This window comes from Lysinibacillus fusiformis, from assembly GCF_003049525.1.
Taxonomy (GTDB): domain Bacteria; phylum Bacillota; class Bacilli; order Bacillales_A; family Planococcaceae; genus Lysinibacillus; species Lysinibacillus fusiformis.
In genome coordinates, this window is sequence record NZ_PYWL01000004.1 from 170,880 (window position 1) to 194,176 (window position 23,297).

Sequence of the window (23,297 nt, forward strand, 5' to 3'; positions counted from 1 at the left end):
TTTAAAGAACGGCTAAATATTATATAATTAATTGCAATTTAATTAATGGAACTGCCGAAAGGCAAAATTTGGAGGTCATTTTTCATGTCGAACAACGTTACAACTGTAAGTTCTCCATGGTCAGCTTTCTCTGGTCCTAACTTAGGATATGTGATGGAGCAATACGACTTATTCTTACAGTCTCCTGAAGAAGTAGAACCGGAGTTAGTTTCTTTATTCCAACAATTTGGTGCACCAGTAGTAGTAGAAGGTGAAGTAGCTGTAGCTAGTCATACAGCAGCGGCTCCTGCTGGCGATTACAAAAAAGTGTTAGCCGCTGTGAAATTAGCCGATGCAATCCGTTCACGCGGTCATTTAGCAGCAGATATTTATCCTCTGAAAAACCGTGAACTACAAACAGCTCAAATTGAAGAAAGCGCGTTCAACTTAAGCGCTGCAGATTTAGCTGAAATTCCTGCAGCAATCTTCTTCAAAGATGTGCCAGCAAACGTGAAAAATGGTAAGGATGCAATTGACTATTTAAAAGCTATTTATACAAATAAAGTAGCGTTTGAATATGAACATGTAGTAGCTACAGAAGAACGTAATTGGATTCAAGCACAAATTGAATCTGGCTCTTTCCAACAAGCACTTTCTTCTGATGAAAAGAAAGCCTTATTAGATCGTTTAACGCGTGTTGAAAATTTCGAGAAATTTATCCATAAAACATTTGTAGGACAAAAGCGTTTCTCTGGTGAGGGCTTAGATACGCAAATTGTACTATTTGATGAAATCATTAAAACTGCAGAAGCGCTAAGTGTTGAAAAAGTACGTATTGGTATGGCACACCGTGGTCGCTTAAATGTTTTAACACATATTTTAAATAAACCTTATGACATGATGTTCTCTGACTTTGCACATGTATCAAATGATTTATTTATGCCAGAAAATGGTCGCCTTGAAATTACAAAAGGGTGGACAGGTGATGTGAAATACCATATGGGTGCTTCTTACAACCGTGATTCAGGTATGAATGTAAAGCTTGCATACAACCCATCACACTTAGAAGTAGGCAATCCAGTAGTTCTAGGTGCTACACGTGCAACGCAAGATGACACTTCAAAACCAGGTCAAGCGATTCATGATCGCACAAAAGGCTTAGGAATTCTTGTGCATGGTGATGCAGCATTCCCAGGTCAAGGTATCGTAACTGAAGTATTAAACTTCGCTAAAACTGAAGGATTTACAACAGGTGGTACTATTCACATTATCGCGAACAATATGATCGGTTTCACGACTGAACAATATGATTCTCGTTCTTCTGTTTACTCTTCTGACCCAGCAAAAGGGTATGAAGTACCAGTAGTACATGTGAATGCAGATAGCCCAGAAGCAGTGGCACAAGTTGGTCGCTTTGCAGCTAACTACCGCCAAAAATTCGGTAAAGATATTGTCGTTGATTTAGTTGGTTACCGCCGTCATGGTCATAACGAAACTGATGATCCAACGGTTACAAACCCAGAAACTTATAAATTAGTATCTAAACACGAAACTGTACGTTCATTATATGGTGCAGCACTTGTAACAGAAGGTCTTGTATCAACTGAAGATGTAGCTGCATTAGATACAGCTATTTATGCAGAAATGCAAGCGGCTTATGATCATGTAAAAGAAATGGCTTCAAAAGATGAGCATCATCAATTAGAAATGCCAGAAGAATTAAAAATTGAATTCCCACAAATTGATACAGCAGTTGGAGCAGAACGTTTAGGTAAAATTAACGAAGAGCTTCTAGTGTTTGAAGAAAACTTCGAGCCACAGAAAAAGCTTGGCAAAATTTTAGAAAAACGTCGTGATGCATTTGCATCTGCGAAAATCGACTGGGGTCATGCGGAAACTTTAGCTTATGCAACTATTATCCAAGATGGCACACCAGTACGTTTCACAGGTCAAGACGCACAACGTGGTACTTTCTCACAACGTCACTTAGTGCTTCACGATAAAAACAATGGTAATGTCTTTACACCACTTCATCATATTTCTGGTGCAAGTGCATCCTTTTCAGTGCACAACTCACCACTGACTGAAGCAGGGGTAGTTGGCTTTGAATATGGTTATAACTTAGAAAACGGCCATGTATTAACAGTTTGGGAAGCACAATTTGGTGACTTCGCGAATATGGCACAGGTAATGTTTGATAACTTCATTTCAGGGGCACGCTCTAAATGGGGTCAAAAATCTGGCATGGTGATTCTATTACCACATGGTTATGAAGGCCAAGGTCCAGAGCACTCTTCAAGCCGTATGGAACGTTATTTACAAATGTCAGCAGAAAATAACTGGTTTGTAGCAAACTGTTCAAATGCAGGTAACTACTACCACTTATTGCGCCGTCAAGCAGCGTTATTAGGTACTGAAGGTGTACGTCCACTTGTGGTTGTATCACCAAAATCATTATTGCGTCACCCATTAGCAGCAGCTAATGCTGAGCAATTAGCAGATGGTTCATTCCAAGAAGTGATTGAACAACCTGGCTTAGGTACAAAAACAGAAGCTGTAGAGCGTATCGTATTAGGTACTGGTAAAGTGATGATCGATTTAGCAGATCGCGTGAAAGATGGAGAAGGTTTCGATCACGTACACATTGTTCGTGTAGAACAACTTTACCCATTCCCAAAAGAGCAAGTTGCTGGTATTATTGCTAAGTATCCTAATGCAAAAGAAATCGTATGGGTACAAGAAGAACCTAAAAACCAAGGCTCATGGAATTATGCACTAGAAACATTATATGAACTTGCAGAAGGTAAAAAGCTTCGCTATGTAGGTCGTCCTGCAATGAGCTCAACTTCTGAAGGGGATGCAGATTCTCATAAAGCAGCTCAATCATCACTTATTGAAGAAGCAGTTGCTGAGCCAGTAAAGGTTAAATAATAACATATAAATATTGATAGCTGGGCTACTTGCCCATAAGCAGTAGCCCTTTTATGTGCGTCATGCACGTTAATCAAAGGAGGAAATGAAAGTGGCTGAAATTAAAGTCCCTGAATTAGCAGAATCGATTACAGAAGGTAGTATCGCACAGTGGGTAAAAAAAGTGGGCGATCGCGTTGAAAAAGGTGAATTCATCGTTGAACTTGAAACAGATAAAGTAAACGCTGAAATCATTTCTGAAGAAGCAGGTGTATTAACACAAATTTTAGCTGAAGAAGGCGATACTGTACTAGTTGGTCAAGTTATTGCTATCGTAGAAGCAGGCGAAGGCGCAGCAGCTGCACCAGCAACGGCGGCACCAGCTGAAGCAGCTCCAGCTCCAGCAGCGCCACAAGCGGCTCCTACAGCACCAGTTGCAGCAGCTCCTGTAGTAGAAGAAACTTCTGGTGAGCGTGTTATCGCATCTCCAGCGGCACGTCGACTTGCACGTGAAAAAGGCATCGACCTTGCAGCGGTATCTCCAGTAGATCCACAAGGCCGTGTTCGTGTACAAGATGTGTCAGCACATGGTACAGCACCAGCAGTACCAGCACCAGCACCAGTAGCAACTACAGGTGGCCCAGTTGTATTCACACCAGCTGCTAATTCTGACCGTGTAACAATTGAAAAAATGAGCCGTCGTCGTCAAACAATTGCAAAACGTTTATTAGAAGTTAAACAATCAACAGCAATGTTAACAACATTCAACGAAATTGACATGACAAACATCATGGCACTTCGTAAACGTAAACAAGAAGAGTTTGTTAAAGCAAACGACATCAAACTTGGTTTCATGTCATTCTTCACAAAAGCTGTTGTTGCAGCACTGAAAAAATACCCATACGTAAACGCTCAAATCGTTGGCGATGAATTACATTTAAATAACTTCTTTGATATCGGTATTGCAGTATCAACTGAAGAAGGTTTAGTAGTACCAGTTGTACGCGATGCAAACAGCAAAAACTTCGCAGAAATCGAAAAAGATATCGCTAGCTTAGCGACTAAAGCTCGTGAGAAAAAACTAGGCTTAAATGACATGGCTGGTGGATCATTCACAATCACAAACGGTGGTGTATTCGGTTCATTAATGTCAACACCAATTATGAACGGTACTCAAGCTGGTATTTTAGGTATGCACTCAATTGTTAACCGTCCAGTTGCAGTAAATGGTGAAGTTCAAATCCGTCCAATGATGTACGTAGCACTTTCTTATGATCACCGTATCATCGATGGAAAAGATTCTGTAGGATTCTTAAAAACAGTTAAAGAATTAATCGAAAATCCTGAAGATTTATTATTAAATTCATAAATCCTTTAAACCCTGTAAACTTTGTTTTACAGGGTTTTTTTCTTGGTTTTCTGTATCACTAAAGTCTTTAGTGATTTTGAAAATACGAAACTATTTTCTTAGTATAAAAACCATTGATAGTAAAAATTTGTGGTTTTCCGGCGGATATATTGACAAAAATACATAGATTAACAATGGATAGGTCAAGCATAATACCCTAATATTGTCATTAGTCAGAAAAATGCTAAAACTCTCTTGACGTACATACTAGTTTTATAGTAGTATCTAAATATCAATTAAATAAACAAACCTCACTAACCTATAACAGTGAGGTAGAGGCGCGGTATTTATTAGTTCATTGTTGAGTACAAGCAAACAAAGACGCAATGAAGAAGGAAATATCGCCGAAGTATAAAAGGAGCTCGTACTTTTATGCTGGGTCTGCAGTGAATAAGTGCAGGACTGTCCTAGTGAATTCAATTCCAGGTTTACTAGGTTGTGCTATCTCGGAAACATGGAATTATAGTGAGGATTTGGGCAACTGTCATAAAAGGTAAGACCTAAGTTCACAAAACTTAGGTCTTTTTTCGTACAGTTGTCTTATTTTTTTACAGAAAAGGGGAGTTTTTCATGAAAAGAAAATGGCTGTTAGTAATGATCTCTATCATGACGGCAATTGTGCTAGCTGCATGTGGCACTAGCGACAAAAAAGAAGGCAGTTCAGGAGAAGCTGGCGCAGATAAGGAAGACGGCGGCGGTGAATTCCGAATTGGAATGGAGGCTGGCTACCCACCATTCAACTGGACACAGCAAAATGATGCAAATGGTGCGGTGAAAATTGCAGATAATGCAGAATATGCAGGCGGCTATGATGTACAAATGGCGAAAAAAATCGCTGAAGGCTTAGGCAAAGAATTAGTGATCGTTAAAATGGAATGGGACGGCTTAGTACCAGCGCTACAATCAAATAAAATTGATGCAATTATCGCAGGCATGTCGCCAACAGAAGAACGTAAGAAAACAATTGATTTTACAGAAAACTACTATACTTCTGATTTTGTTATGGTTATTAAAAAAGGCAGCAAATATGAAGGGGTCAAATCGATTCAAGATTTCTCTGGCGCAAAAATCACATCACAACTTAATACATCTAACTACAATGTGATAGACCAAATCAAAGATGTTAATAAACAAACAGCAATGGAAAGCTTCCCAGCTATGCGTGTAGCTTTAGAGGCAGGCAAAATTGATGGCTATGTTGCAGAACGTCCAGAAGGTATTTCCGCAGCTGCTGCCAACGATAAATTCACATACGTAGCATTTGAAGAGGGCTTCGATACAGATCTTTCAAATACGTCAATTGCTGTAGGCTTACGTAAAGAAGATGCGAATCTTGATAAAATCAATGAAATTCTAAAAGGAATTTCTGAAGATGATCGCCAAGCGATTATGGAAGAAGCTATTTCTCAGCAACCAGCAGCACAATAAAAAATGGCACGGACTATTGACTAGTCCGTGCACTATCATTTCATCATTATTAAAATGAGAACCTCTCTACATAATGATAATGTCCTAGCGAAATAAAACATAGACTAGTAGAAAGAGCTAGGGCACGAAAAAGATAGCAAGCAACATGACATTGTTAGGAGGAACATCATGAGTCTTGAATGGATACTTTCAATTATTGAAAACAACTGGCAAATGTTTTTACGAGGTGCGTATTATACGTTACTAATTTCGACTATAAGTACAATTATTGGTGCATTTATCGGATTTTTCATCGGAATTATGCATACGATTCCAGTTCGTAAAAAAGGTGTGAAATTTTATGGCTTAAAGCTTATTAATTTTATACTCACATGCTATGTTGAATTTTTCCGTGGTACACCAATGATTGTACAGGCTATGGTTGTCTACTATGGATTAGATATTGCATTTGGCATAGACATGCACTTTATTACAGCAGGGATTTTAGTCGTTTCTCTTAATACAGGTGCCTATATGGCAGAAATTGTTCGCGGTGGTATTGTATCAATTGATAATGGTCAATATGAGGCAGCATCGGCTATCGGTATGAATCACTTCCAGATCATGCTTCACGTAGTTTTACCACAAGTAGCGCGTAACGTACTACCTGCGACAGGCAACCAATTAATTATGAATATTAAAGATACAGCCGTATTAAACGTTATTGGAGTAACAGAATTATTCTTCCAAACAAAATCAATCTCCGGTAACAACTTCCGTTATTTTGAATCATTCTTTGTAGCTTGTATTCTTTACTTCATCATGACATTTACTGCATCACGTATTCTGCTATATGTTGAAAAACGATTAGATGGACCAGATGCTTATCAAAAAGAACAAAAAGAAGCAATTTAGGGGGACGCACAAATGGCAGTCATTAAAATTGAGCATTTAAGTAAATCATTTGGACGTAACCAAGTGTTAAAGGATGTTAATTTTCAAGTGGAAAAAGGGGAAGTCGTTTGTTTAATTGGTTCCTCTGGTTCTGGTAAATCCACTTTACTTCGTTGTATTAATTTATTAGAAACACCAAGTGGTGGGCAAATTATTTATCAAGGGGAGGACATCCTAGACGAAAAACACAATATCCAAGAATATCGAACACATCTAGGCATGGTATTCCAGCAATTCAATTTATTTAACAACCACAATGTTTTAAATAATTGTACAGTGGGTCAAATAAAAGTTTTAAAACGTTCGAAAAAGGAAGCGGAGGAAACAGCGCTTAAATATTTAAAAATCGTCGGGATGGATCAATATGTGAACGCAAAACCTCGACAGCTTTCAGGAGGGCAAAAACAACGCGTAGCCATTGCCCGAGCATTATCCATGAATCCAGAAGTGATGCTTTTTGATGAACCTACATCAGCACTAGACCCTGAGATGGTAGGGGAGGTACTCAAAGTCATGCGACAATTGGCGGATGCAGGCAATACGATGCTTATTGTGACGCATGAGATGGAATTTGCCAAAGAGGTAGCAGATCGCGTAGTCTTTATGGATAAAGGTGTAATTGTCGAAGAGGGCCCACCATCACAAGTATTAATAAACCCTCAACATGATCGAACGAAAGAGTTTTTAAAACGAACATTAAAGTAGTAGCAACAAATGAAAAAGTGAGTCCTAATAGAGGGACTCACTTACTTTCTAGAATTCCACTCTGCATAAAGGACAAAGCAGATTACAAATGCTATTGCAATAATAAAAAACCATTGCGGTACACCGCCAAAGCTCATCATAACACCTCAAATGTAAAATTATTTTGGATAGATTAGGTATTGTATTTCTTTTTTCTCCACAAAAGCCTAAAAATATTATAAAATAAGCATTAGACATTAGCTTTATGCTAGTAAAGAGAGGTAGAGAGAATATGTTACATTTAAAATGGAAAGATGCGCCAACATTACGAACAGTGACTTGCAAACATACCAATGCATCAAAATACTTAGTATCAAACGTATTAACAGTTGGAAAAGAATATGAAGTGAAAAATGAAACAGAAGAGTTCATTTTTATCATCGATAACACTGGCAACGTCGGTGGCTACTATAAAGATTATTTTGCCTAAAAAAAGACAGGGTGGTTCAGATCATTTACTGAGCCACCCTTTTTTTCATTAGTCTCTCTGATAGCCTCTTATATCTGTCGCATCTTGCAACTGTTGTTTTTCTTGTTCAGTCGCCGTATGTAGGGCGAAGACATCTTTTATAGCTGTTTGTAGCTCATGCTGTGTTTCCTTGAATTTCGATACTTGCTGTTCAAATGATGGCCTTGCAAAACGATCCTGTGTCTGTGTTAATCGTTCCTCAAGCTGTGCATAGTGATGATCCATATGCATGGAAAGCATCATCGCCAATTGATTTTTCCATAAAGGAATTAGTGTGACAATGGAAAATTCAATTTTTTCAGCTAATGTTTGGTTCGCTTGCTGTATCATACGAATTTGTGGTGCCGTTTGAAGGGCTACTTGTTGAGAAACCTGTAAATCATAAATGCGTTGATCCAACCTCTCAATTTGCGCAGCGAAATCATTTAGCTGTTGTATAGCAAGTGGCTGTTTATTTGCTTGGACACTTGTTATTTTTGTAGGAAGCTCAACTTCAATGGCTTGCTGTTTTTTCATTTGACCAGCTGCAATGGCAGTAGCTAGTTCCTCGAAAAATCCTCGATTATGTGTATAAAGCGCTTCTAAATTTTCTACATCTCGAATTAGTTGGAGCTGAGCACGTTCCAATTGGACCCCAATACGTTCCACCTGAATACTAATACGCTCAAATTCTGTTAGCGTTTGTTTCACAGTAGGCTCTGTTTTACTACCAAATATCTTATTGAAAAAGGTTTGCTTTTTCGGCTCTAAAGCTGTCGGGTCTACACGATCTAAAGTATGCATTAAGGAATCGAGCATTTGGCCGATTTTTGTCACGTCTTTTTGCTTTACCTGCGCTAACATCCGATCTGCAAACTGGGATAGGGAACGCTGTGAATCTTGCCCTAAGGACAGCAAAGATTCAAAATCAGTTAAATCAAGTTGGCTAGCATATAGTAAGGCTCGACTTTGCGCAAGAGGCGATAGCGTTTCGTACGTCGCCATCGCCTCAGTTTGTGGAGTTGTTTCTAAATAAGATTGTACTAATGGAGAAAGACCGGGAATGGTATTTAATTGGAAAGCATGTTCATTTGCCGTCATTTATCATCGCCTCGCCAGTCCAATTGTTCTCTACGTCTAAGATTAGAACGATTTGCGAATTCAATCTCCATTTGTAGGTGGTCAATATCATTAGCTAGCGCATCCTTTAAATCAATTTGAATCGTATCATTTAAATCGGTAAGTGTTTCACGCGTTTTTGATAACGTCAATTGAATTTCTTTATCCTTCACGGGCTGCCTAGAAAGCATTGTATACTTATCCGTTAATTCCACTGCTGAAGGTAAATGCGCATAGAAAAAGGGTTCAACATTATAAAACTTACGTGGATCCGTCTTTACAACTTTGACGATATTTTTTGAAATGCGCGTCATCTCAAGTAGTTGTTTAAAAGCCGATACAGAACGTACACGTAAATAGTTTTGACTTAATGTTTGAATTTGCTTATTAGCGGTTGATAATTGTGTTTCAATGTGTTTGAATTCTTCTTTTGTGATACCTGCTATTTGCATGACTTTCTTTTTTTGTCTATGTTTCAGCAACGCTGTACTCGTCGCATATGAACCAGCAAACAGTAAACCACCAAGGAAGAATCCAGGATTTGCTGCAATTGCTGCGATAGAAACAGTTGTTAGCGAAATAACGAAGCTAGCAGTATGTCTAGAAAAAAACTGTCCAACACTAAGCATTGTTTCTTCCTCCTTGCATTTCAATATGTCTATCTTCTTATACGAAATAATCGACATAAAGTTTCAATGAAAAATGAAACCTTACATAAATTTTACTGCGAAACGCAAATTTTCTCAATGATATTACCTAGAATACCTAGCAATAAGTCGTTCATTATTTATGTCCACTTATTTTTAAGAGATTTGTGAACATTATAGCGTATAGATTCAAATTACTCATGCTTAGGTTTATGTGCTGTTTGATTTGAAAATAAACGTGGATGGCTTGTTTTTTGAAAAAACTTTATGTACGGATGTACGGATATTTTTTTTTCTGTGCTGATTGCGAAAAAAATGTTTAATAATACAAAATAAGATAATTACTGTATAATAAAGTCAGCTTATTAGAAATTAGTAACTTGTAAAAAAGAAAGTGGTGGAATGATGAAGAATAATAAAGGAATAATTATTGCTAGCATCATACTTTTATACTGTGTGCTTGACGTTATCTATACATGTGTATTATATGGAAAAATCAATTGGTCTATATTATTTTTAGCAACATGTATGATTGGTTTAATAGAAGTCGCAATAGCCAATAATAAATTACTTAAACAGAACATAAATCATTAACCAGTAAGGCATCTTGTAGTGTCTTACTATGGCCTTACTACTTTGTAAAAAGAAGAGCCAGACTAAACAATGTCTGACTCCATTCGTACATATCCTTTTAAATCATCATACAGCTCTAAAGAAAATGAGTTGGAATCGGCTTGGGGACTTACACCTTTTTGGACAAAAAGAAGGAATTCATTCAGCGCTTTTTCAGCTCCTTCGACTTCAACCTCAATTTGCTCAGCAGCATTCAATCTGCAATACCCTTTTAGCCCTAATTCAATGGCCTTTTGTTTAATAAAGAATCGGTAGCCTGTCCCGTAGACGTCACCAAAAAATTTAATACTTGCTCGTTTGTTCAAGGAAATACCTCCTACCATTAGAGAGAGGGGACGAGCCGCTCTCTTTATTGCATAACTCTTTCTTTTTCTAAATAGGCGATTAAGTTATTAATATTATAAAGAACTTGAGTAGACGCTTCATCTACTTCTTTTAGATGGCTATCTGCTTGTGCGATATTGCCAGCTTTAAAGGCAGCCGCCGCGCGCTTCGCGGATTCGTGAACAAGTAAATGATAATTGTCTAAATCATGATAATCCTGTAAATGGCCGAAGCGTTCCACCGTGCGAGAAGCTGTGTACCATTTGCCAAGTCGACATTCTCTATGGGAAGAGACATCGTTTGGCTCAACATGTTCTAGGCCAAGGAACATATTATAAATGCGCCACTTCCATAAAATATGATCAGCTTTAGATAGCTGTAATAGGGCAATGGATGAAAGCTGGACATTATTATTGGCAATAATATCATTTCGGAAACGATTGATTTCTTTCCCTAAAAGGTGAATATCACTTGATGTATTATGACTATAGTCTCGAATATCTTCCTGCAAGTTGGAAATTTCAATCATTCTAGAGGAGACTTCATCGATAGCCGCTGCCTGTTGCTGGGAAATCGCTGCCGTATTGGTCACATCCAAGTTAATACCTTCAATCGCATGAACAATAGCATTCAATAATGGTAACGATTCTTTCGCCTCAACGGTTGCTTCTTTTATGATGGCTGTTGTTTCTGTTATCGAGTCGGAAACGTCATTGGAATAGCTCTTTAAATGGTGAACATTTGTAGAGACTTCGCTTAAAGCTGAGACCGTGCTTTCCGCAAGTTTTCGTACTTCCTGTGCTACGACCGCAAAGCCTTTACCATGTTCACCCGCGCGTGCAGCTTCAATGGAGGCATTTAGTGCTAGTAAATTAGTTTGGTCCGCAATTTGGTTGATCAATGTCACAACTTGTTCAATATCATTTACCCGTTTTTGCAGTTCTGTAAAAGATTCTACAATCGAAGTAAACGTTTCTTCCGTTTTGAAAATTTCTGATAATGCATGCTCAATTGCATTTTTACCCTGTGTCGCATGGTCAACAGATTCAGTTGTTTTTTCTGATATATGAGAGGACATACGGGCTACTTCATTTATAGAAGCGGCTATTTCTTCAGTCGCAGCTGTAGAGGACTGGATTTCCTCATTTTGCTTGTCTAAACTAAATACTAAATCTTTCATATACATGATTTTGGCATTGACATCCATCAAGGATGATACTTCACCAACAACATTCTCAATGATGCGCTCCGTCAAAACTTCTACCAATAGCTCCTGATCGACATTGACAGCAGACTGGAATGATTTCATAAATTGGAAGGCTTTATTAGGCTTCATCCCAAAGTTATGTAAAATATAAGTAGTAATATAGAAGGCAAATTGATTGAAAACGACAATTAATTTACCAGGCTCATATTGATGCTTGCGAAATAAATTGAAAAATTTGACGGTTTCATCCACATACTCGTCATCACGTGTTGCTAGGAAAAATTGAGTTAAATATTGATTAATATTTTCTTCACTAATGGTTAATTGAGAGGTAGGGGATATCTCACTTAAATAATGGTGAAAAATGGAATTCATAGAAGGGGTAATATCTTTTAGCTTTTCATAGAGCGTCTTTAAATGCTCTTCATCTTGCGAATTGAAATGGTTAAATGCCAATGTTTGATGGAATCGGCCTGTTGCACGTAAATCAGTCCCACGCTTTAGTAGTTCTTCTAGCTCAGCTTTAGGTCGAATGCTTGAAAACATATAAAAACCTCCAAAAATTATGTATAATAAGGTAATAATAGCATAATTCAGGTTGTTTTAATAGACATTTCAGGTGTGTTTGCTAAAATGAAAATATCTTATGACAGCAAGGAATGGGCAAATATGTATACAATTATTTACATGAAAGCGGACTATGAGCCTTGGTGGAAATTTGAGGGCTGGGAAGCTTTTATTCAAACACACGATACATTTGAAGCAAAGGAGCAGTTTGAGCTGGCTTTACAGCATAAACTAGCACTCTTTCGCTCAACATATGATAATGAAGCAGTAAAAGAAGGGCAATATTGGGCCTTTTGGTCAGAGGATGAAAGTTTCTTCTGTGAGGCATGTGATGATGACGCACAAGTATATCATGGAATTATTGCATGTAAAATGGAAGAAAAGTAAAATATTTTTGAAATAAAGTAAAAAAACAATTTTCTTTATTTGACAAAATTATGAATGCTGGTTATACTTAGGTTAACAATTTAATTGCTTCACCGGAAACATGAATTCACATATTACAAAAAGTGATCGCGTTAGTACGGTACTCTTTGTAATATGTGAATTTTTTTCAATCGCTGAAGAAATTACATATTGTTCACTTTTATTTTTTGGAGGTTTTCTTAAATGAAACAAGGTACAGTAAAATGGTTTAACTCAGAAAAAGGTTTTGGATTCATCGAAGTTGAAGGTGAAAACGACGTATTCGTACACTTCTCAGCTATCCAAGGCGAAGGTTTCAAAACACTTGACGAAGGTCAAAAAGTGGAATTCGAAGTTGTAGATGGCAACCGCGGACCACAAGCTGCTAACGTAACTAAACTTTAATTCTCAGAAATTAAAATTACTTTCGTTAAACCCAGGCATCCTATGCAAATAGGATGTCTTTTTTTATATCATCGCAATGTTCAATGATTATAAATCTTAAAATTGGATAAATATAAAGTAGTGCTGTTGGCAAAGTTAATAGCGCGGTGGAAGTGCTGGATAGAAGCGCAAGAGCGATGGATAACTAGCAAAGAGACAGATAGTGCGGCGAGAGAGACGGATAGCTCGCAAAAGTGGTAGATATCGAGCAAAGAGACGGATAGTGCGGCAAGAGTGACGGATAGCGCAGTGAAAGAGACGGATAGAAGCGCAAGAGTGACGGATAGCGCAGTGAAAGAGACGGATAGTGCGGCAAGAGTGACGGATAGTGCAGTGAAAGAGACGGATAGAAGCGCAAGAGTGACGGATAGTGCAGTGAAAGAGACGGATAGAACTAGCAAAGTGATGGATAGCGCGGCGAGAGAGACGGATAGAACCAGCAAAGAGCCGGATAGCCCGCAAAGTGCTGAATAGCGCACTAAGATTCGTATAGGATTTGAAGAGTGGCGAATAGACCGCAAAATGTGCTAAAAAGCACCTCAAAAGGTAACTAATTAGCGCCACAAAATAGCACACAAAGGTACTTACTATTGGAGGTTGATTTATTTATGGAAGATTTAATGAAATTACCGAATGATCAGGAACAGCGGGATTTTTATCAGAAGTTACGTACAAAATTAGTTGGTTTTCTTGGGTCGAAGAAGGGCAAGAATAGTAAATTTACACCGTATTTAATGTTTGTGCCTGATTTATTTCATCTATTGGTTAAAACCTTAACAGATGCAGGGGTGGATAAGAAAAGTCGGGCGTTGATCGGTGCGTCGATTGCGTATTTTGTGTTTCCGTTGGATCTGATGCCTGAGGGAATATTAGGGTTTGGTGGTTATTTGGATGATATCGTGTTGGCGACGTTTGTGGTGAATACGATTATTAATAAATTAGGGCCGGAAGTGTTGGAAAAGCATTGGACAGGGGATGATAATCTTTTGCATGCTCTCCAAAAAGTTGCTGAGGTTAGTGATGAGGTCGTTAGTAAAATACCTGTGAAATCGGCCATTGCTCAGTTTGTGAAACAGGAAAGTAAAGATAAATAATATTATTATGTAAACCCGGAATAACTTCAACACCAACAAAAATGAACCTGCACTTTACAGGTTCATTTTTTGTTGGATTGTTCTAAAATATGGTGGAGTTGTTGGACTGGGACAAATAGGCCTACTCGTCCTATAGGTTCATATTTCATCGTGGCAAAGATAATCCCGATGACTTCACCCTGTTGATCAATGACGGGACTGCCACTATTGCCACGGTAAACCGGGGCTTTCAGCATTATTACTGGTACTTGCCAATCGTCTAATTGAATGGATTCCAGCAAAGGAAAGGGGGTTACCGATAAAATAGATATGCTCATTTTCAGGGAAGGTTGGATCAGCTGCTAGTGGAAGAAAGGGAAGCTGATCTGCTTGAACTTGCAATAAGGCTAAATCAATATCCGGATAGCTCTCAATTAGTGTTGCTTCCATTACTCCCTCATCAGGAAATACAACGGATAATGTCGGTGCTTGCTCTACTACATGGGCATTGGTGACAATGAGACCGTCTGGTGAGATGGCGAAACCCGTGCCTTTGCTGGAACCTGTCGAAATTTCCACGATAGCTTTTTTATAAGTTTGTATATCCTCTTGTGCTGATAGCTTGGTTGATACTTTGATAAATTCGATAGCCGGAATAGAATAAATTTGAAAAATAAGCGCGAATGTATTGAAAAACAGTACGAATGCCATACTCCATACAATCCAGCGTACGAATGGCTTGGGCTTTTTTGTTTTTTTGCCATAAAGACGTTCTTCTTGCTCTTGAGCTAATGCTTTTTGTTGCTCTGTTAACACAAGCTCGATAAATTCTTCTTCTGTTAATTCTTCCTGCTCGTTAGCAGACTTATGTAGGTCACTCATAGGATGATGCCTCCTTTTGCTACATAATAGGCGCCCAAGCAGGACGCCTATCATCATCATACTATTCTATTTTTTGTAAGGTGGAAGTCACGACAAATGGCTGCTCTTGATCAGACTCCATCGTATCTTCGATTTTGATGAGGCCAACCCCTTGTGCAAAATACTTGGTCGTTATGAATTGATCTTCAGTGCGTGTAAGTTGGATGACATTTGTATAGACTTTTGTTCCTGTATCGACTTGAGCAGTTGTTGATTGAATGGTCCAGCCTTGAAAGCTTGTTCCTACTTGTATCGGTTGCTGTAGTATCGTTTCTAGCACAGGGTAAGCTACAACCTCAGTTGTACTAGGCAATCTTGGGTTACTGTCTACAGGTTCACGATAGACTAGCTCAATCTTTGAATCTGTCATGCGATAAATTTTTAATAGAGTCACACCACCATTATCTTCCACTTGAGCAATATGTTGCGTATCGATATAGGTAGTTTGTAGAGTAAAGCTGGCAAATTCATTTCCCTCTCCTTGAAAATATGCGACAGAGCCATCAGGTGGGAAATAGGTGAGTAGTGACACTTGATCTTGAACAGCTGGGTGCACAGGTTCTTTTTTCATTTCTTCATGGCACCCTGCCAATAACAATGCAAGAGCAAGTACGAAAATAGAATGTTTCATTGGCACACTCCTTCGCTACTTTATATTAATTATACGTGAATGTAGCGCATTATACGAATCATAGCTAGTATACCAGTAATGATATTATGTAAACTAAAAACTAGAAACTTGTAACTATGAAAAAAATTAACTAAGATAGAATTGTAGTTAAAAAATGGGGGGCATGGTTATGTATAGACAAGCGGATGATTTTTTACAGGAATGGACGATGGCTGCAGAGGGAACACTGAAAGTATTACAGGCAGTAACTGACGATAAGTTGGATCAAAGTATCGTAGAGGGACATAGTACACTTGGCTGGCTTGGTTGGCATTTAGTTGGAGCGGCTGGATATTTTAGTTATTTAGCAGGCTTAAAGGTTCCGATGATTCGTCAAGAAGACCCTGTACCAACGACAGCTGTAGAAATTGTACAAGCATATGAGAAAGTTGTAAATGGTATAAAAGAGGAAGCAGCAAAGCTTTCAAATGAAGATTTACTAGAAGTGGTAAATGGCTTTACAGGGCCAATACCAAAGGGCGCTTTATTACGTGCATTAATTGATCATCAAACGCATCATCGCGGTCAAATGACAGTTCTACTTCGTCAAGCTGGTTTACCAGTACCGGGTGTTATGGGACCAACACAAGAAATGAAATAGACTATAATTTCAGCAGATAAATAACCTATCTGCTGTATTTTTATTTGACACTTACCTACTAGTAAGTTAGTATATAGCCATGACAAATAGAAAATCACAAATCATTGAATTAACATTGAAGAATATTCAAGAAAAAGGTTTCACATCATTTAGTTATGACCATTTAGCGAAAGAGCTTGGTGTAACAAAAGCGAGCATTCATTATCATTTTGAAAAGAAGGAAGACTTAGGGGTCGCAGTTTGCGAAAGAATTCAAAAAGGATTAGGGGAGGCTTATACAGTAATTAAGGAATCTACAGTAGCAGCTGAGGAAAAACCTTTCGCCTTTATTTTGCGACGGATTAAATTTCTAGAACAAGATGGTGTTTGCCCGATCACTGCGTTACAGGCGGATTATCAAGAATTGTCACCTTCGATGCAAGAAAAAGTTCAACAGCTTAGCCAAATGGAAGTCGATGTTTTAGTGGATTTACTACAAGATGCTAAGAACTATGGTTCACTTCAGTCGACAATGGATTTAGAGGCATTAGCCATCCTTCTTATTTCGAGTACGAAGGGTGCTTTGCAATACAAACGGGTTTTAGGGGAAGATTTCTTTCACAAAATGCTGGAGCAATTAAAGAAACTGTTAAAGTAAACGAAAAAGGAGAGGAAGATATGGTACGTAGAGTAGTTGTCACAGGATATGGTGTTATCTCACCACTAGGTCAAACAGTATCAGCCTTGTGGGAGAACATTAAAGAAGGTAAATCAGGTATTACAAAGTTAGAAGCGGAGGAATTCAGCGGCATTCATACACAAATTGCTGGTTCTATTGCTGACTTTAATGCTACTCAATATATGGATAAAAAGGAATTAAGTAAATATGATCTTTTTGTTCAATATGCACTGGCTGCATCTCAGCAGGCTTTGGAGCAAGCAAACATAAATATGGAGCAAGTTGATAAGGAACGACTAGGTGTTTATATTGGCTCAGGTATTGGGGGAATTGAGACGATTTTAGCGAATCATCAAGCCATGCTCGATAATGGACCAAGGAAGGTGTCACCGTTTATGGTGCCGATGATGATTAGCAATATGGCCGCAGGGATTATCGCGATTAAAACAGGCTTTAAAGGGCCAAGCTTCTCACCAGTTTCCGCTTGTGCAACGGGTAACCAAGCAATTGGTGAAGCGTTTTTAAATATACGCCATGGCTATGCAGATGGAATTTTAGCTGGTGGGGCTGAGGCACCGATAAATCCGCTGAGCTTTGCTGGATTTTCCCGTATGAAGGCGATGTCTACTAGGAACGATGTGCCAGAACAAGCTAGCCGACCATTCGATAGCCATCGTGACGGCTTCGTCATGTCAGAGGGAGCAGGGGTTGTGTTCCTAGAGGAATATGAACATGCTAAGCAAAGGGGCGCTACGATTCTTGGAGAAATCGTAGGCTATGGGGTGACGACTGATGCTTTCCATATTACAGCGCCTGATTTTACTGGGGCAGCTAATGCGATGAAACTAGCCTTAAACATGGGGGACATTGATGTGACGGCTGTCGATTATATCAATGCGCATGGTACTAGTACACCAGAGGGAGACAAATCCGAAACAAAGGCTATTAAAAGTGTATTTGGTGAGCATGCCTATCAATTAAAAGTGAGCTCCACGAAGTCGATGACAGGCCATCTTTTTGGTGCAGCTGGCGGAATCGAGGCCATCATTACTTTAAAAAGTATTATGGAAGGTATCATTCCACCAACGATCAATTACGAAACGCCAGATCCAGAGTGTGATTTGAATTATGTTCCAAACGAGGCGCTTCATCAAACCGTCAACATTGCTTTGTCTAACGGTTTTGGCTTTGGCGGTCATAATGCTGTGTTGGCTTTTAAAAAGTTTGAGGAATAATAGTACACAATGGTATGAAATGAATGTTTCATACCATTTTTTATTGTCTTTATTAAATGACCTATACATCTATGATAAGTTCTACTTATGAGATTACGCTGATAATCAATATTTTCGCTTATGTACTTTCTATGATATGTTAAAAAAGAAGGGAGGATGGATAATGAGGATTTTTGATGCACATTTTCATATTATTGATTTTGATTTTCCGGTTATAGAAAATCAAGGATACACACCACCAAGCTATGTAGTAGAGGACTATCAAAAGGAAACAGCTCTTTTCAATATAGAGGGGGGCGCCATTGTTTCCGGTTCCTTTCAAGGATTTGATCAAAATTATTTACTGAAGGCTTTGAAACAACTAGGTCCCTCTTTTTGTGGGGTGACGCAATTACCGTATACAGTGACAGATGATGAAATCCTTCATTTACATAAAAATGGAGTAAGGGCCTTGCGCTTCAATATTCAACGAGGTGGTTCAGAGGATTTGTCTAAACTCGATAGCTTTGCAAGAAGAGTGTATGAGCTGGCGGGGTGGCATAGTGAACTTTATATAGATGCCAAATATTTAACAGAGATTGCTTCCACGATGGAAGCATTACCAGCCATTTCAATTGACCATCTGGGCTTATCGGAGGAAGGGTTGCCCCATTTGCTAAAGCTTGTAGAAAAGGGTATACGTGTGAAAGCGACTGGTTTTGGACGGGTAGAATTGAATGTGAAAAATGCTTTGCAAACCATCTATAGCATTCATCCAGATGCATTAATGTTTGGAACAGATTTGCCATCGACACGAGCAAATCGACCTTTTGAATTTGAGGATGTTGAATTGATTCAAGAGCTTTTTGATGAACAGGCTGCGGATAAAATTCTCTATCAAAATGCTAGGAAATGGTATGACAAGTAAATGCAAAAAATCCTCTACGCAAACATTCGGTAGAGGATTTTTATTGAAATTAGTTTAAACCTTCGCGATCTTTCCACTCTAAGAATTCATCATATGTTAATTGCTTATCTAAAATTGAACCGTCTTCACGGATTTCAATCACACGGTTAGCAATTGTTTGAATGAACTGATGGTCATGAGATGTGAAAATCATAGCCCCTTTGAAACGAATTAAGCCTTCGTTCAATGCTTGAATAGATTCAAGGTCAAGGTGGTTTGTTGGTTCATCTAGTAAAATTACGTTCGCTGTTGCAAGCATCATTTTTGATAACATACAACGAACTTTTTCGCCTCCTGATAAAACAGAAGGTGATTTTTTCACTTCTTCACCAGAGAACAGCATGCGTCCTAGGAAACCACGTAGGAAGCTTTCTGTTTCATCATCAGGAGAATATTGACGTAACCATTCTACTAATGACTTTTCTGTTCCTTCGAAGTACTTGTCATGATCGTTTTCGAAGTAGCTTTGAGAAGTAGTTACACCCCATTTAAATGTACCAGCATCTGCTTCTTTATCTTCCATTAAGATATCAAGAAGCGCCGTTTTAGCAAGTGGGCTACCAAGTAAAACGATTTTATCATCTTTGTTCATCGAGAAACGAATATCTTTGAATAGTGATTCGCCTTCATGATTTGCAGTTAGACCTTCAACTGTTAATACATCATTCCCGATATCACGACCAATTTGGAAGTTGATGAATGGATATTTACGGCTTGATGGTTTAATGTCATCTAACTCGATTTTATCCAGCATTTTTTTACGAGATGTCGCTTGCTTCGATTTAGAAGCATTCGCAGAGAATCGTGCGATAAACGCTTGTAATTCTTTGATTTTTTCTTCTTTTTTAGAATTTTGGTCTTGAGCCATTTTTTGAGCTAATTGAGAAGATTCATACCAGAAATCATAGTTACCCACATATAATTGGATTTTAGAGAAGTCCAAATCAGCAATATGTGTACATACTTTGTTTAAGAAGTGACGGTCATGGGATACAACAATGACTGTGTTTTCAAAGTTAATTAAGAACTCTTCTAACCATTGGATAGCTTTTAAGTCAAGGTGGTTGGTAGGCTCATCGAGTAACAGTACATCAGGCTGACCAAATAGGGCCTGCGAAAGTAATACTTTTACTTTATCTGAACCTTCAAGATCACCCATTAGCATGTAGTGAAGGTCATCTGAGATACCTAAACCGTTTAATAATGTCGCTGCTTCTGACTCAGCTTCCCAACCGTTTAGCTCTGCAAATTCACCTTCTAGCTCAGCGGCACGCATACCATCCTCATCTGAGAAATCTTCCTTTGCATAGATAGCATCTTTTTCTGTTTTTACGTCATAGAGGCGTTTATTCCCCATAATTACAGTGTCAAGCACTGTATAATCATCGTATTCAAAATGATTTTGTTTAAGGACGGATAAACGTTCGTCCTTGCCCATTGATACGTTACCTTCTTGTGCTTCAATTTCACCAGAAAGAATTTTTAAGAATGTTGATTTACCAGCACCGTTTGCGCCAATTAAACCATAGCAGTTACCTGGTGTGAATTTTATATTTACGTCTTCAAATAGTTTACGATCGCCATAGCGAAGACCTACATTACTAACTTGAATCATGCAAGTTCCTCCTTTTTTCACAATGGCACTAGTATATCATGAAATATGTTCCATAGTCTATAAACATTATGACAGCAAGGTTTATTGGCAATTGTTTTATTGAATAGCCCCAGTTCTTGCCCCAGCTACCTGTAAACTGTTACTGAATAAAGCTAAGGATTCCGTTTCCATTTCTTTTAAAACATGTCCGTATACTTTATAAATCATATCAGGTGTATTTCCCAGTCTTTCAGAAATTACTTTCACACTCATTCCTTGATTTAATAAGATGGTGCAATGTGTGTGACGTAATGCATGCAAAGTAATTTTTGGAATAAGAGTTCTTTTTGTGATTATATCAACCATTTTTTTGTTCGTTCAGCAGATAACGGATCAAACGAGTTAGCGGATAGAAAGATAAATGAACTTTCAGATAATTTTTGCCACAGGGAAACATTTATTAACACGAAATGTGTAGTAATGAATATTCACCCAGAAACAGGTCTTTCTAGGAACACTGTTTACTCAATTAAAAGGCAATTAGATGTAGATTCGAAATAAAGTCACGACGTTAATAATAAGTAAAAATCCTGTGTTGATAAGCAGGATTTTTTTGTACCACAAACGGGTCAGGTCATGGAATAAGCATCAAATATGGATAGGATATCTTTCTTGCGTATGAATATTTGCCACTATATTTAACAAGAAATGTTATGAACTGTTGATAGTTATCTCCTTAAATCCTCTATATTATAAAATAAAAGGAGATGAAAAACATGATTGGTATGAATATTCGTGTTTTGCGTAAAAGGCATAAACTAAGTCAAGAACAATTGGCTGAAAAGGTAAACGTATCACGGCAGACCATAGCGTAGTGGGAAAACGGTGAGGCTATACCAGATATTCACAAATTCAAAATGCTCGGTGATATTTTTCAAGTAACCATAGATCAATTATCCCAAAATATGAATGAAGAAGAAGCAAACCGGATCAGTCCTAAAGGGAAGCAGTTCTTTGGTGTTGTGAAGGTAGGAGAACGCGGACAGATTATAATTCCAAAACATGCACGTGAAATGTATCAGATTCATGCAGGTGATAAACTGGTTGTTTTGGGAGAGGATGCGACAAAAGGAATCGCTGTCTTAAAAAGTGACGGCTTCCTAGAATTTGCAGAGATGATTCGAAATGCGGAATCGAAGGATGAGATTGAATGAGTAAAATCATCTTTTTTTCGTTACCCGCACATGGTCACACCAACCCCACTATTCCGGTAGTAACCGAATTAATAAAGAAAGGTCATCAAGTTTGGTATTATTCCTTTTTAGAATTTCAGGACAAAATAGAAGACACTGGTGCTTTTTTTATGGCTTGTGATGAATTCTTACCTAAAGTTACACATATAGAATTGGACCGTAAGATTGGCAAAGATTTTGCAGCATTAATTGAAATGGCAGCGGATATAACGATTGCTTTGGATAAAAAGGTGTGTAAAGAATTAATGGATATTCAGCCAGACTGCATTGTATCTGACTCTTTATGTATTTGGGGAAAATTATTTGCTGAGAAACTAGGAATTCCATATATTTGTTCGACTACTTCGTTTGCCTTTAATCAGTATACAGCAAAACTAATGAAGCGGAGTTTCATGGAAGTCTGGAGAATGATTCTAGGCATGCGAAGGATTAACAGAAAAATTAAACTATTAAATGATCATGGTTATCGAGTAGAGAATTTTGTATCGTTAGTTCAAAATGATAATGAAACGGACACCATTGTTTACACTTCGAAAGAATTTCAGCCAATGGCGGATACCTTTTCTGAGCGCTATGCCTTTGTTGGACCATCCATAAAGCAGTCTATACCGATACAGAATGATAAAAGAGTTAGAAAAGTAATCTACATCTCTCTTGGAACTATACTAAATCAGAATCAGGATTTTTACCAAAACTGTCTCAAAGCATTTGGGAAGACAGACTATGATGTTGTGATGTCAGTCGGAGAAAAAACTGAGATTTCGTCTCTTGATAGCGTACCAGAAAATTTCATAGTGAAAAACGCTGTGGATCAGATCTCGGTATTACAAAAAGCAGATGTATTTATTACCCACTGCGGGATGAATAGTACGAATGAAAGTCTATATTTTGGAGTTCCAATGGTTTTATTTCCGCAACATAGCGAACAAAGAATGGTAGCTGACCGAGTTGCCCAGCTCGGTGCAGGATTAAAACTTAATAGAAAAACTCCAAAGTATTTAGCAACAGCGGTAGCTGAAGTGCTTACAAATCGAGTATACCAGGAAGGAGCGCAAAAACTGTCAGAAAGCTTTAGGAAAGCTGGTGGTGCAGTAGAAGCAGCTAATGTGATCCTGCGTAAAATTGGAGAGAAATCCTAACGGCTTTGTAT

At 38.2% G+C, this 23,297-nt stretch carries 25 protein-coding genes, 1 pseudogene and 1 riboswitch; of the genes and pseudogenes, 17 read left to right on the forward strand and 9 right to left on the reverse strand.

All coding sequences use genetic code 11. From position 1 onward, the window contains the following. Positions 1–84: 84 nt before the first annotated feature. The 6 genes from C9J29_RS12100 to C9J29_RS12125 all read left to right on the forward strand — a co-directional run bounded on the left by C9J29_RS12100 (position 85) and on the right by C9J29_RS12125 (position 7,832). Complete coding sequence (locus C9J29_RS12100; protein ID WP_036148259.1) at positions 85–2,910, forward strand: 2-oxoglutarate dehydrogenase E1 component; 2,826 nt, start codon at positions 85–87, stop codon at positions 2,908–2,910. Positions 2,911–3,001: 91 nt separating this feature from the next. After that, a complete protein-coding gene (gene odhB / locus C9J29_RS12105) occupies positions 3,002–4,258 on the forward strand; it encodes a 2-oxoglutarate dehydrogenase complex dihydrolipoyllysine-residue succinyltransferase (protein WP_090001558.1) in 1,257 nt (418 codons plus the stop codon). A 304-nt stretch (positions 4,259–4,562) separates the two neighbouring features. Continuing rightward, positions 4,563–4,749, forward strand: a riboswitch (Lysine riboswitch). A gap of 118 nt (positions 4,750–4,867) precedes the next feature. Further along, entirely contained in the window at positions 4,868–5,725 is an 858-nt protein-coding gene (locus C9J29_RS12110) for a transporter substrate-binding domain-containing protein (protein ID WP_107922227.1), read from the forward strand. A 168-nt stretch (positions 5,726–5,893) separates the two neighbouring features. Further along, positions 5,894–6,619: an amino acid ABC transporter permease gene (locus tag C9J29_RS12115; protein ID WP_008181226.1), complete on the forward strand. Its 726-nt coding sequence runs from the start codon at positions 5,894–5,896 to the stop codon at positions 6,617–6,619. A 12-nt stretch (positions 6,620–6,631) separates the two neighbouring features. Next, the gene (locus C9J29_RS12120; RefSeq protein WP_008181223.1) at positions 6,632–7,363 is read left to right on the forward strand and encodes an amino acid ABC transporter ATP-binding protein; all 732 of its coding nucleotides are present in this window, start codon (positions 6,632–6,634) and stop codon (positions 7,361–7,363) included. A 271-nt stretch (positions 7,364–7,634) separates the two neighbouring features. Then, positions 7,635–7,832: a DUF6501 family protein gene (locus tag C9J29_RS12125; protein WP_012294410.1), complete on the forward strand. Its 198-nt coding sequence runs from the start codon at positions 7,635–7,637 to the stop codon at positions 7,830–7,832. A gap of 48 nt (positions 7,833–7,880) precedes the next feature. Here C9J29_RS12125 and C9J29_RS12130 read toward each other — a convergent pair whose 3' ends face one another. The 4 genes from C9J29_RS12130 to C9J29_RS12150 form a co-directional block, all read right to left on the reverse strand. Then, positions 7,881–8,951 carry a toxic anion resistance protein gene (locus C9J29_RS12130; protein WP_008181219.1) on the reverse strand — a complete coding sequence of 357 codons (1,071 nt, stop codon included), beginning with the start codon at positions 8,949–8,951 and terminating at the stop codon, positions 7,881–7,883. Then, the gene (locus C9J29_RS12135) at positions 8,948–9,598 is read right to left on the reverse strand and encodes a 5-bromo-4-chloroindolyl phosphate hydrolysis family protein (RefSeq protein ID WP_036220465.1); all 651 of its coding nucleotides are present in this window, start codon (positions 9,596–9,598) and stop codon (positions 8,948–8,950) included. Before C9J29_RS12135 ends, C9J29_RS12130 begins: the two co-directional genes overlap by 4 nt. A 674-nt stretch (positions 9,599–10,272) precedes the next feature. Next, on the reverse strand, positions 10,273–10,554 hold the full coding sequence (locus C9J29_RS12145; RefSeq protein WP_025115385.1) for an acylphosphatase: 282 nt from the start codon (positions 10,552–10,554) through the stop codon (positions 10,273–10,275). A gap of 44 nt (positions 10,555–10,598) precedes the next feature. After that, the gene (locus tag C9J29_RS12150; protein WP_107922228.1) at positions 10,599–12,326 is read right to left on the reverse strand and encodes a methyl-accepting chemotaxis protein; all 1,728 of its coding nucleotides are present in this window, start codon (positions 12,324–12,326) and stop codon (positions 10,599–10,601) included. A gap of 87 nt (positions 12,327–12,413) precedes the next feature. On the opposite strand from C9J29_RS12150, the gene C9J29_RS12155 reads away from it, so the two are divergent. The 4 genes from C9J29_RS12155 (at position 12,414) to C9J29_RS12170 (ending at position 14,290) form a co-directional block, all read left to right on the forward strand. Continuing rightward, the gene (locus tag C9J29_RS12155) at positions 12,414–12,734 is read left to right on the forward strand and encodes a DUF1033 family protein (protein ID WP_237068825.1); all 321 of its coding nucleotides are present in this window, start codon (positions 12,414–12,416) and stop codon (positions 12,732–12,734) included. Between the two features lie 222 nt (positions 12,735–12,956). Further along, positions 12,957–13,157 (forward strand): cold-shock protein, encoded by a 201-nt coding sequence (locus C9J29_RS12160; protein ID WP_004230088.1) that lies wholly within the window; start codon positions 12,957–12,959, stop codon positions 13,155–13,157. A gap of 273 nt (positions 13,158–13,430) precedes the next feature. Then, on the forward strand, positions 13,431–13,670 hold the full coding sequence (locus tag C9J29_RS12165; RefSeq protein WP_237068826.1) for a hypothetical protein: 240 nt from the start codon (positions 13,431–13,433) through the stop codon (positions 13,668–13,670). A 134-nt stretch (positions 13,671–13,804) separates the two neighbouring features. Then, entirely contained in the window at positions 13,805–14,290 is a 486-nt protein-coding gene (locus tag C9J29_RS12170) for a YkvA family protein (RefSeq protein WP_107922229.1), read from the forward strand. A gap of 62 nt (positions 14,291–14,352) precedes the next feature. On the opposite strand, the gene C9J29_RS25070 is transcribed toward C9J29_RS12170, so the two are convergent. The 3 genes from C9J29_RS25070 to C9J29_RS12180 all read right to left on the reverse strand — a co-directional run bounded on the left by C9J29_RS25070 (position 14,353) and on the right by C9J29_RS12180 (position 15,821). Beyond that, the gene (locus tag C9J29_RS25070) at positions 14,353–14,607 is read right to left on the reverse strand and encodes a trypsin-like peptidase domain-containing protein (protein ID WP_336603296.1); all 255 of its coding nucleotides are present in this window, start codon (positions 14,605–14,607) and stop codon (positions 14,353–14,355) included. Next, positions 14,495–15,151, reverse strand: a complete 657-nt coding sequence (locus C9J29_RS12175; protein WP_307723777.1) for a S1 family peptidase — start codon at positions 15,149–15,151, stop codon at positions 14,495–14,497. Before C9J29_RS12175 ends, C9J29_RS25070 begins: the two co-directional genes overlap by 113 nt. 61 nt (positions 15,152–15,212) lie before the next feature. After that, positions 15,213–15,821: a hypothetical protein gene (locus C9J29_RS12180; RefSeq protein WP_107922230.1), complete on the reverse strand. Its 609-nt coding sequence runs from the start codon at positions 15,819–15,821 to the stop codon at positions 15,213–15,215. Between the two features lie 169 nt (positions 15,822–15,990). Between C9J29_RS12180 and C9J29_RS12185 the strand changes: the two genes are divergently transcribed. The 4 genes from C9J29_RS12185 to C9J29_RS12200 all read left to right on the forward strand — a co-directional run bounded on the left by C9J29_RS12185 (position 15,991) and on the right by C9J29_RS12200 (position 19,261). Beyond that, a complete protein-coding gene (locus C9J29_RS12185; RefSeq protein WP_089984364.1) occupies positions 15,991–16,461 on the forward strand; it encodes a DinB family protein in 471 nt (156 codons plus the stop codon). A gap of 79 nt (positions 16,462–16,540) precedes the next feature. Continuing rightward, on the forward strand, positions 16,541–17,098 hold the full coding sequence (locus C9J29_RS12190; protein ID WP_107922231.1) for a TetR/AcrR family transcriptional regulator: 558 nt from the start codon (positions 16,541–16,543) through the stop codon (positions 17,096–17,098). A gap of 20 nt (positions 17,099–17,118) precedes the next feature. Then, entirely contained in the window at positions 17,119–18,354 is a 1,236-nt protein-coding gene (gene fabF / locus C9J29_RS12195) for a beta-ketoacyl-ACP synthase II (RefSeq protein WP_107922232.1), read from the forward strand. Positions 18,355–18,517: 163 nt separating this feature from the next. Further along, positions 18,518–19,261, forward strand: coding sequence for an amidohydrolase family protein (locus tag C9J29_RS12200; protein WP_107922233.1), 744 nt, complete (start codon positions 18,518–18,520; stop codon positions 19,259–19,261). A gap of 49 nt (positions 19,262–19,310) precedes the next feature. Here the strand turns inward: C9J29_RS12200 and C9J29_RS12205 are convergent, their stop codons facing one another. Both C9J29_RS12205 and C9J29_RS25075 read right to left on the reverse strand, forming a co-directional pair. Further along, positions 19,311–20,915: an ABC-F family ATP-binding cassette domain-containing protein gene (locus tag C9J29_RS12205; RefSeq protein ID WP_008180083.1), complete on the reverse strand. Its 1,605-nt coding sequence runs from the start codon at positions 20,913–20,915 to the stop codon at positions 19,311–19,313. Positions 20,916–21,146: 231 nt separating this feature from the next. Continuing rightward, positions 21,147–21,260: pseudogene (locus C9J29_RS25075) on the reverse strand (tyrosine-type recombinase/integrase); the annotation flags it as partial. A 419-nt stretch (positions 21,261–21,679) separates the two neighbouring features. On the opposite strand from C9J29_RS25075, the gene C9J29_RS24500 reads away from it, so the two are divergent. From C9J29_RS24500 to C9J29_RS12220, 3 genes are all read left to right on the forward strand, one after another. Beyond that, entirely contained in the window at positions 21,680–21,769 is a 90-nt protein-coding gene (locus C9J29_RS24500; RefSeq protein ID WP_237068837.1) for a helix-turn-helix transcriptional regulator, read from the forward strand. A gap of 90 nt (positions 21,770–21,859) precedes the next feature. Then, complete coding sequence (locus C9J29_RS24505; RefSeq protein ID WP_201798425.1) at positions 21,860–22,108, forward strand: AbrB/MazE/SpoVT family DNA-binding domain-containing protein; 249 nt, start codon at positions 21,860–21,862, stop codon at positions 22,106–22,108. Next, the gene (locus tag C9J29_RS12220) at positions 22,105–23,286 is read left to right on the forward strand and encodes a macrolide family glycosyltransferase (protein ID WP_107922235.1); all 1,182 of its coding nucleotides are present in this window, start codon (positions 22,105–22,107) and stop codon (positions 23,284–23,286) included. Before C9J29_RS24505 ends, C9J29_RS12220 begins: the two co-directional genes overlap by 4 nt. The last annotated feature ends 11 nt before the right edge of the window (positions 23,287–23,297 follow it).

Coding starts and splice junctions, on each gene's coding strand:
- C9J29_RS12200 (WP_107922233.1), top strand. CDS start 18,518: ATGAGGATTTTTGATGCACATTTTCATATTATTGATTTTGATTTTCCG.
- C9J29_RS12190 (WP_107922231.1), top strand. CDS start 16,541: ATGACAAATAGAAAATCACAAATCATTGAATTAACATTGAAGAATATT.
- C9J29_RS12160 (WP_004230088.1), top strand. CDS start 12,957: ATGAAACAAGGTACAGTAAAATGGTTTAACTCAGAAAAAGGTTTTGGA.
- C9J29_RS24505 (WP_201798425.1), top strand. CDS start 21,860: ATGAATGAAGAAGAAGCAAACCGGATCAGTCCTAAAGGGAAGCAGTTC.
- C9J29_RS12135 (WP_036220465.1), bottom strand. CDS start 9,598: ATGCTTAGTGTTGGACAGTTTTTTTCTAGACATACTGCTAGCTTCGTT.
- C9J29_RS24500 (WP_237068837.1), top strand. CDS start 21,680: ATGAATATTCGTGTTTTGCGTAAAAGGCATAAACTAAGTCAAGAACAA.
- C9J29_RS12185 (WP_089984364.1), top strand. CDS start 15,991: ATGTATAGACAAGCGGATGATTTTTTACAGGAATGGACGATGGCTGCA.
- C9J29_RS12155 (WP_237068825.1), top strand. CDS start 12,414: ATGAAAATATCTTATGACAGCAAGGAATGGGCAAATATGTATACAATT.
- C9J29_RS12110 (WP_107922227.1), top strand. CDS start 4,868: ATGAAAAGAAAATGGCTGTTAGTAATGATCTCTATCATGACGGCAATT.
- C9J29_RS12100 (WP_036148259.1), top strand. CDS start 85: ATGTCGAACAACGTTACAACTGTAAGTTCTCCATGGTCAGCTTTCTCT.
- C9J29_RS12125 (WP_012294410.1), top strand. CDS start 7,635: ATGTTACATTTAAAATGGAAAGATGCGCCAACATTACGAACAGTGACT.
- C9J29_RS12170 (WP_107922229.1), top strand. CDS start 13,805: ATGGAAGATTTAATGAAATTACCGAATGATCAGGAACAGCGGGATTTT.
- C9J29_RS12175 (WP_307723777.1), bottom strand. CDS start 15,151: ATGAGTGACCTACATAAGTCTGCTAACGAGCAGGAAGAATTAACAGAA.
- fabF (WP_107922232.1), top strand. CDS start 17,119: ATGGTACGTAGAGTAGTTGTCACAGGATATGGTGTTATCTCACCACTA.
- C9J29_RS12150 (WP_107922228.1), bottom strand. CDS start 12,326: ATGTTTTCAAGCATTCGACCTAAAGCTGAGCTAGAAGAACTACTAAAG.
- C9J29_RS12180 (WP_107922230.1), bottom strand. CDS start 15,821: ATGAAACATTCTATTTTCGTACTTGCTCTTGCATTGTTATTGGCAGGG.
- C9J29_RS12220 (WP_107922235.1), top strand. CDS start 22,105: ATGAGTAAAATCATCTTTTTTTCGTTACCCGCACATGGTCACACCAAC.
- C9J29_RS12205 (WP_008180083.1), bottom strand. CDS start 20,915: ATGATTCAAGTTAGTAATGTAGGTCTTCGCTATGGCGATCGTAAACTA.
- C9J29_RS25070 (WP_336603296.1), bottom strand. CDS start 14,607: ATGAGCATATCTATTTTATCGGTAACCCCCTTTCCTTTGCTGGAATCC.
- C9J29_RS12120 (WP_008181223.1), top strand. CDS start 6,632: ATGGCAGTCATTAAAATTGAGCATTTAAGTAAATCATTTGGACGTAAC.
- C9J29_RS12130 (WP_008181219.1), bottom strand. CDS start 8,951: ATGACGGCAAATGAACATGCTTTCCAATTAAATACCATTCCCGGTCTT.
- C9J29_RS12115 (WP_008181226.1), top strand. CDS start 5,894: ATGAGTCTTGAATGGATACTTTCAATTATTGAAAACAACTGGCAAATG.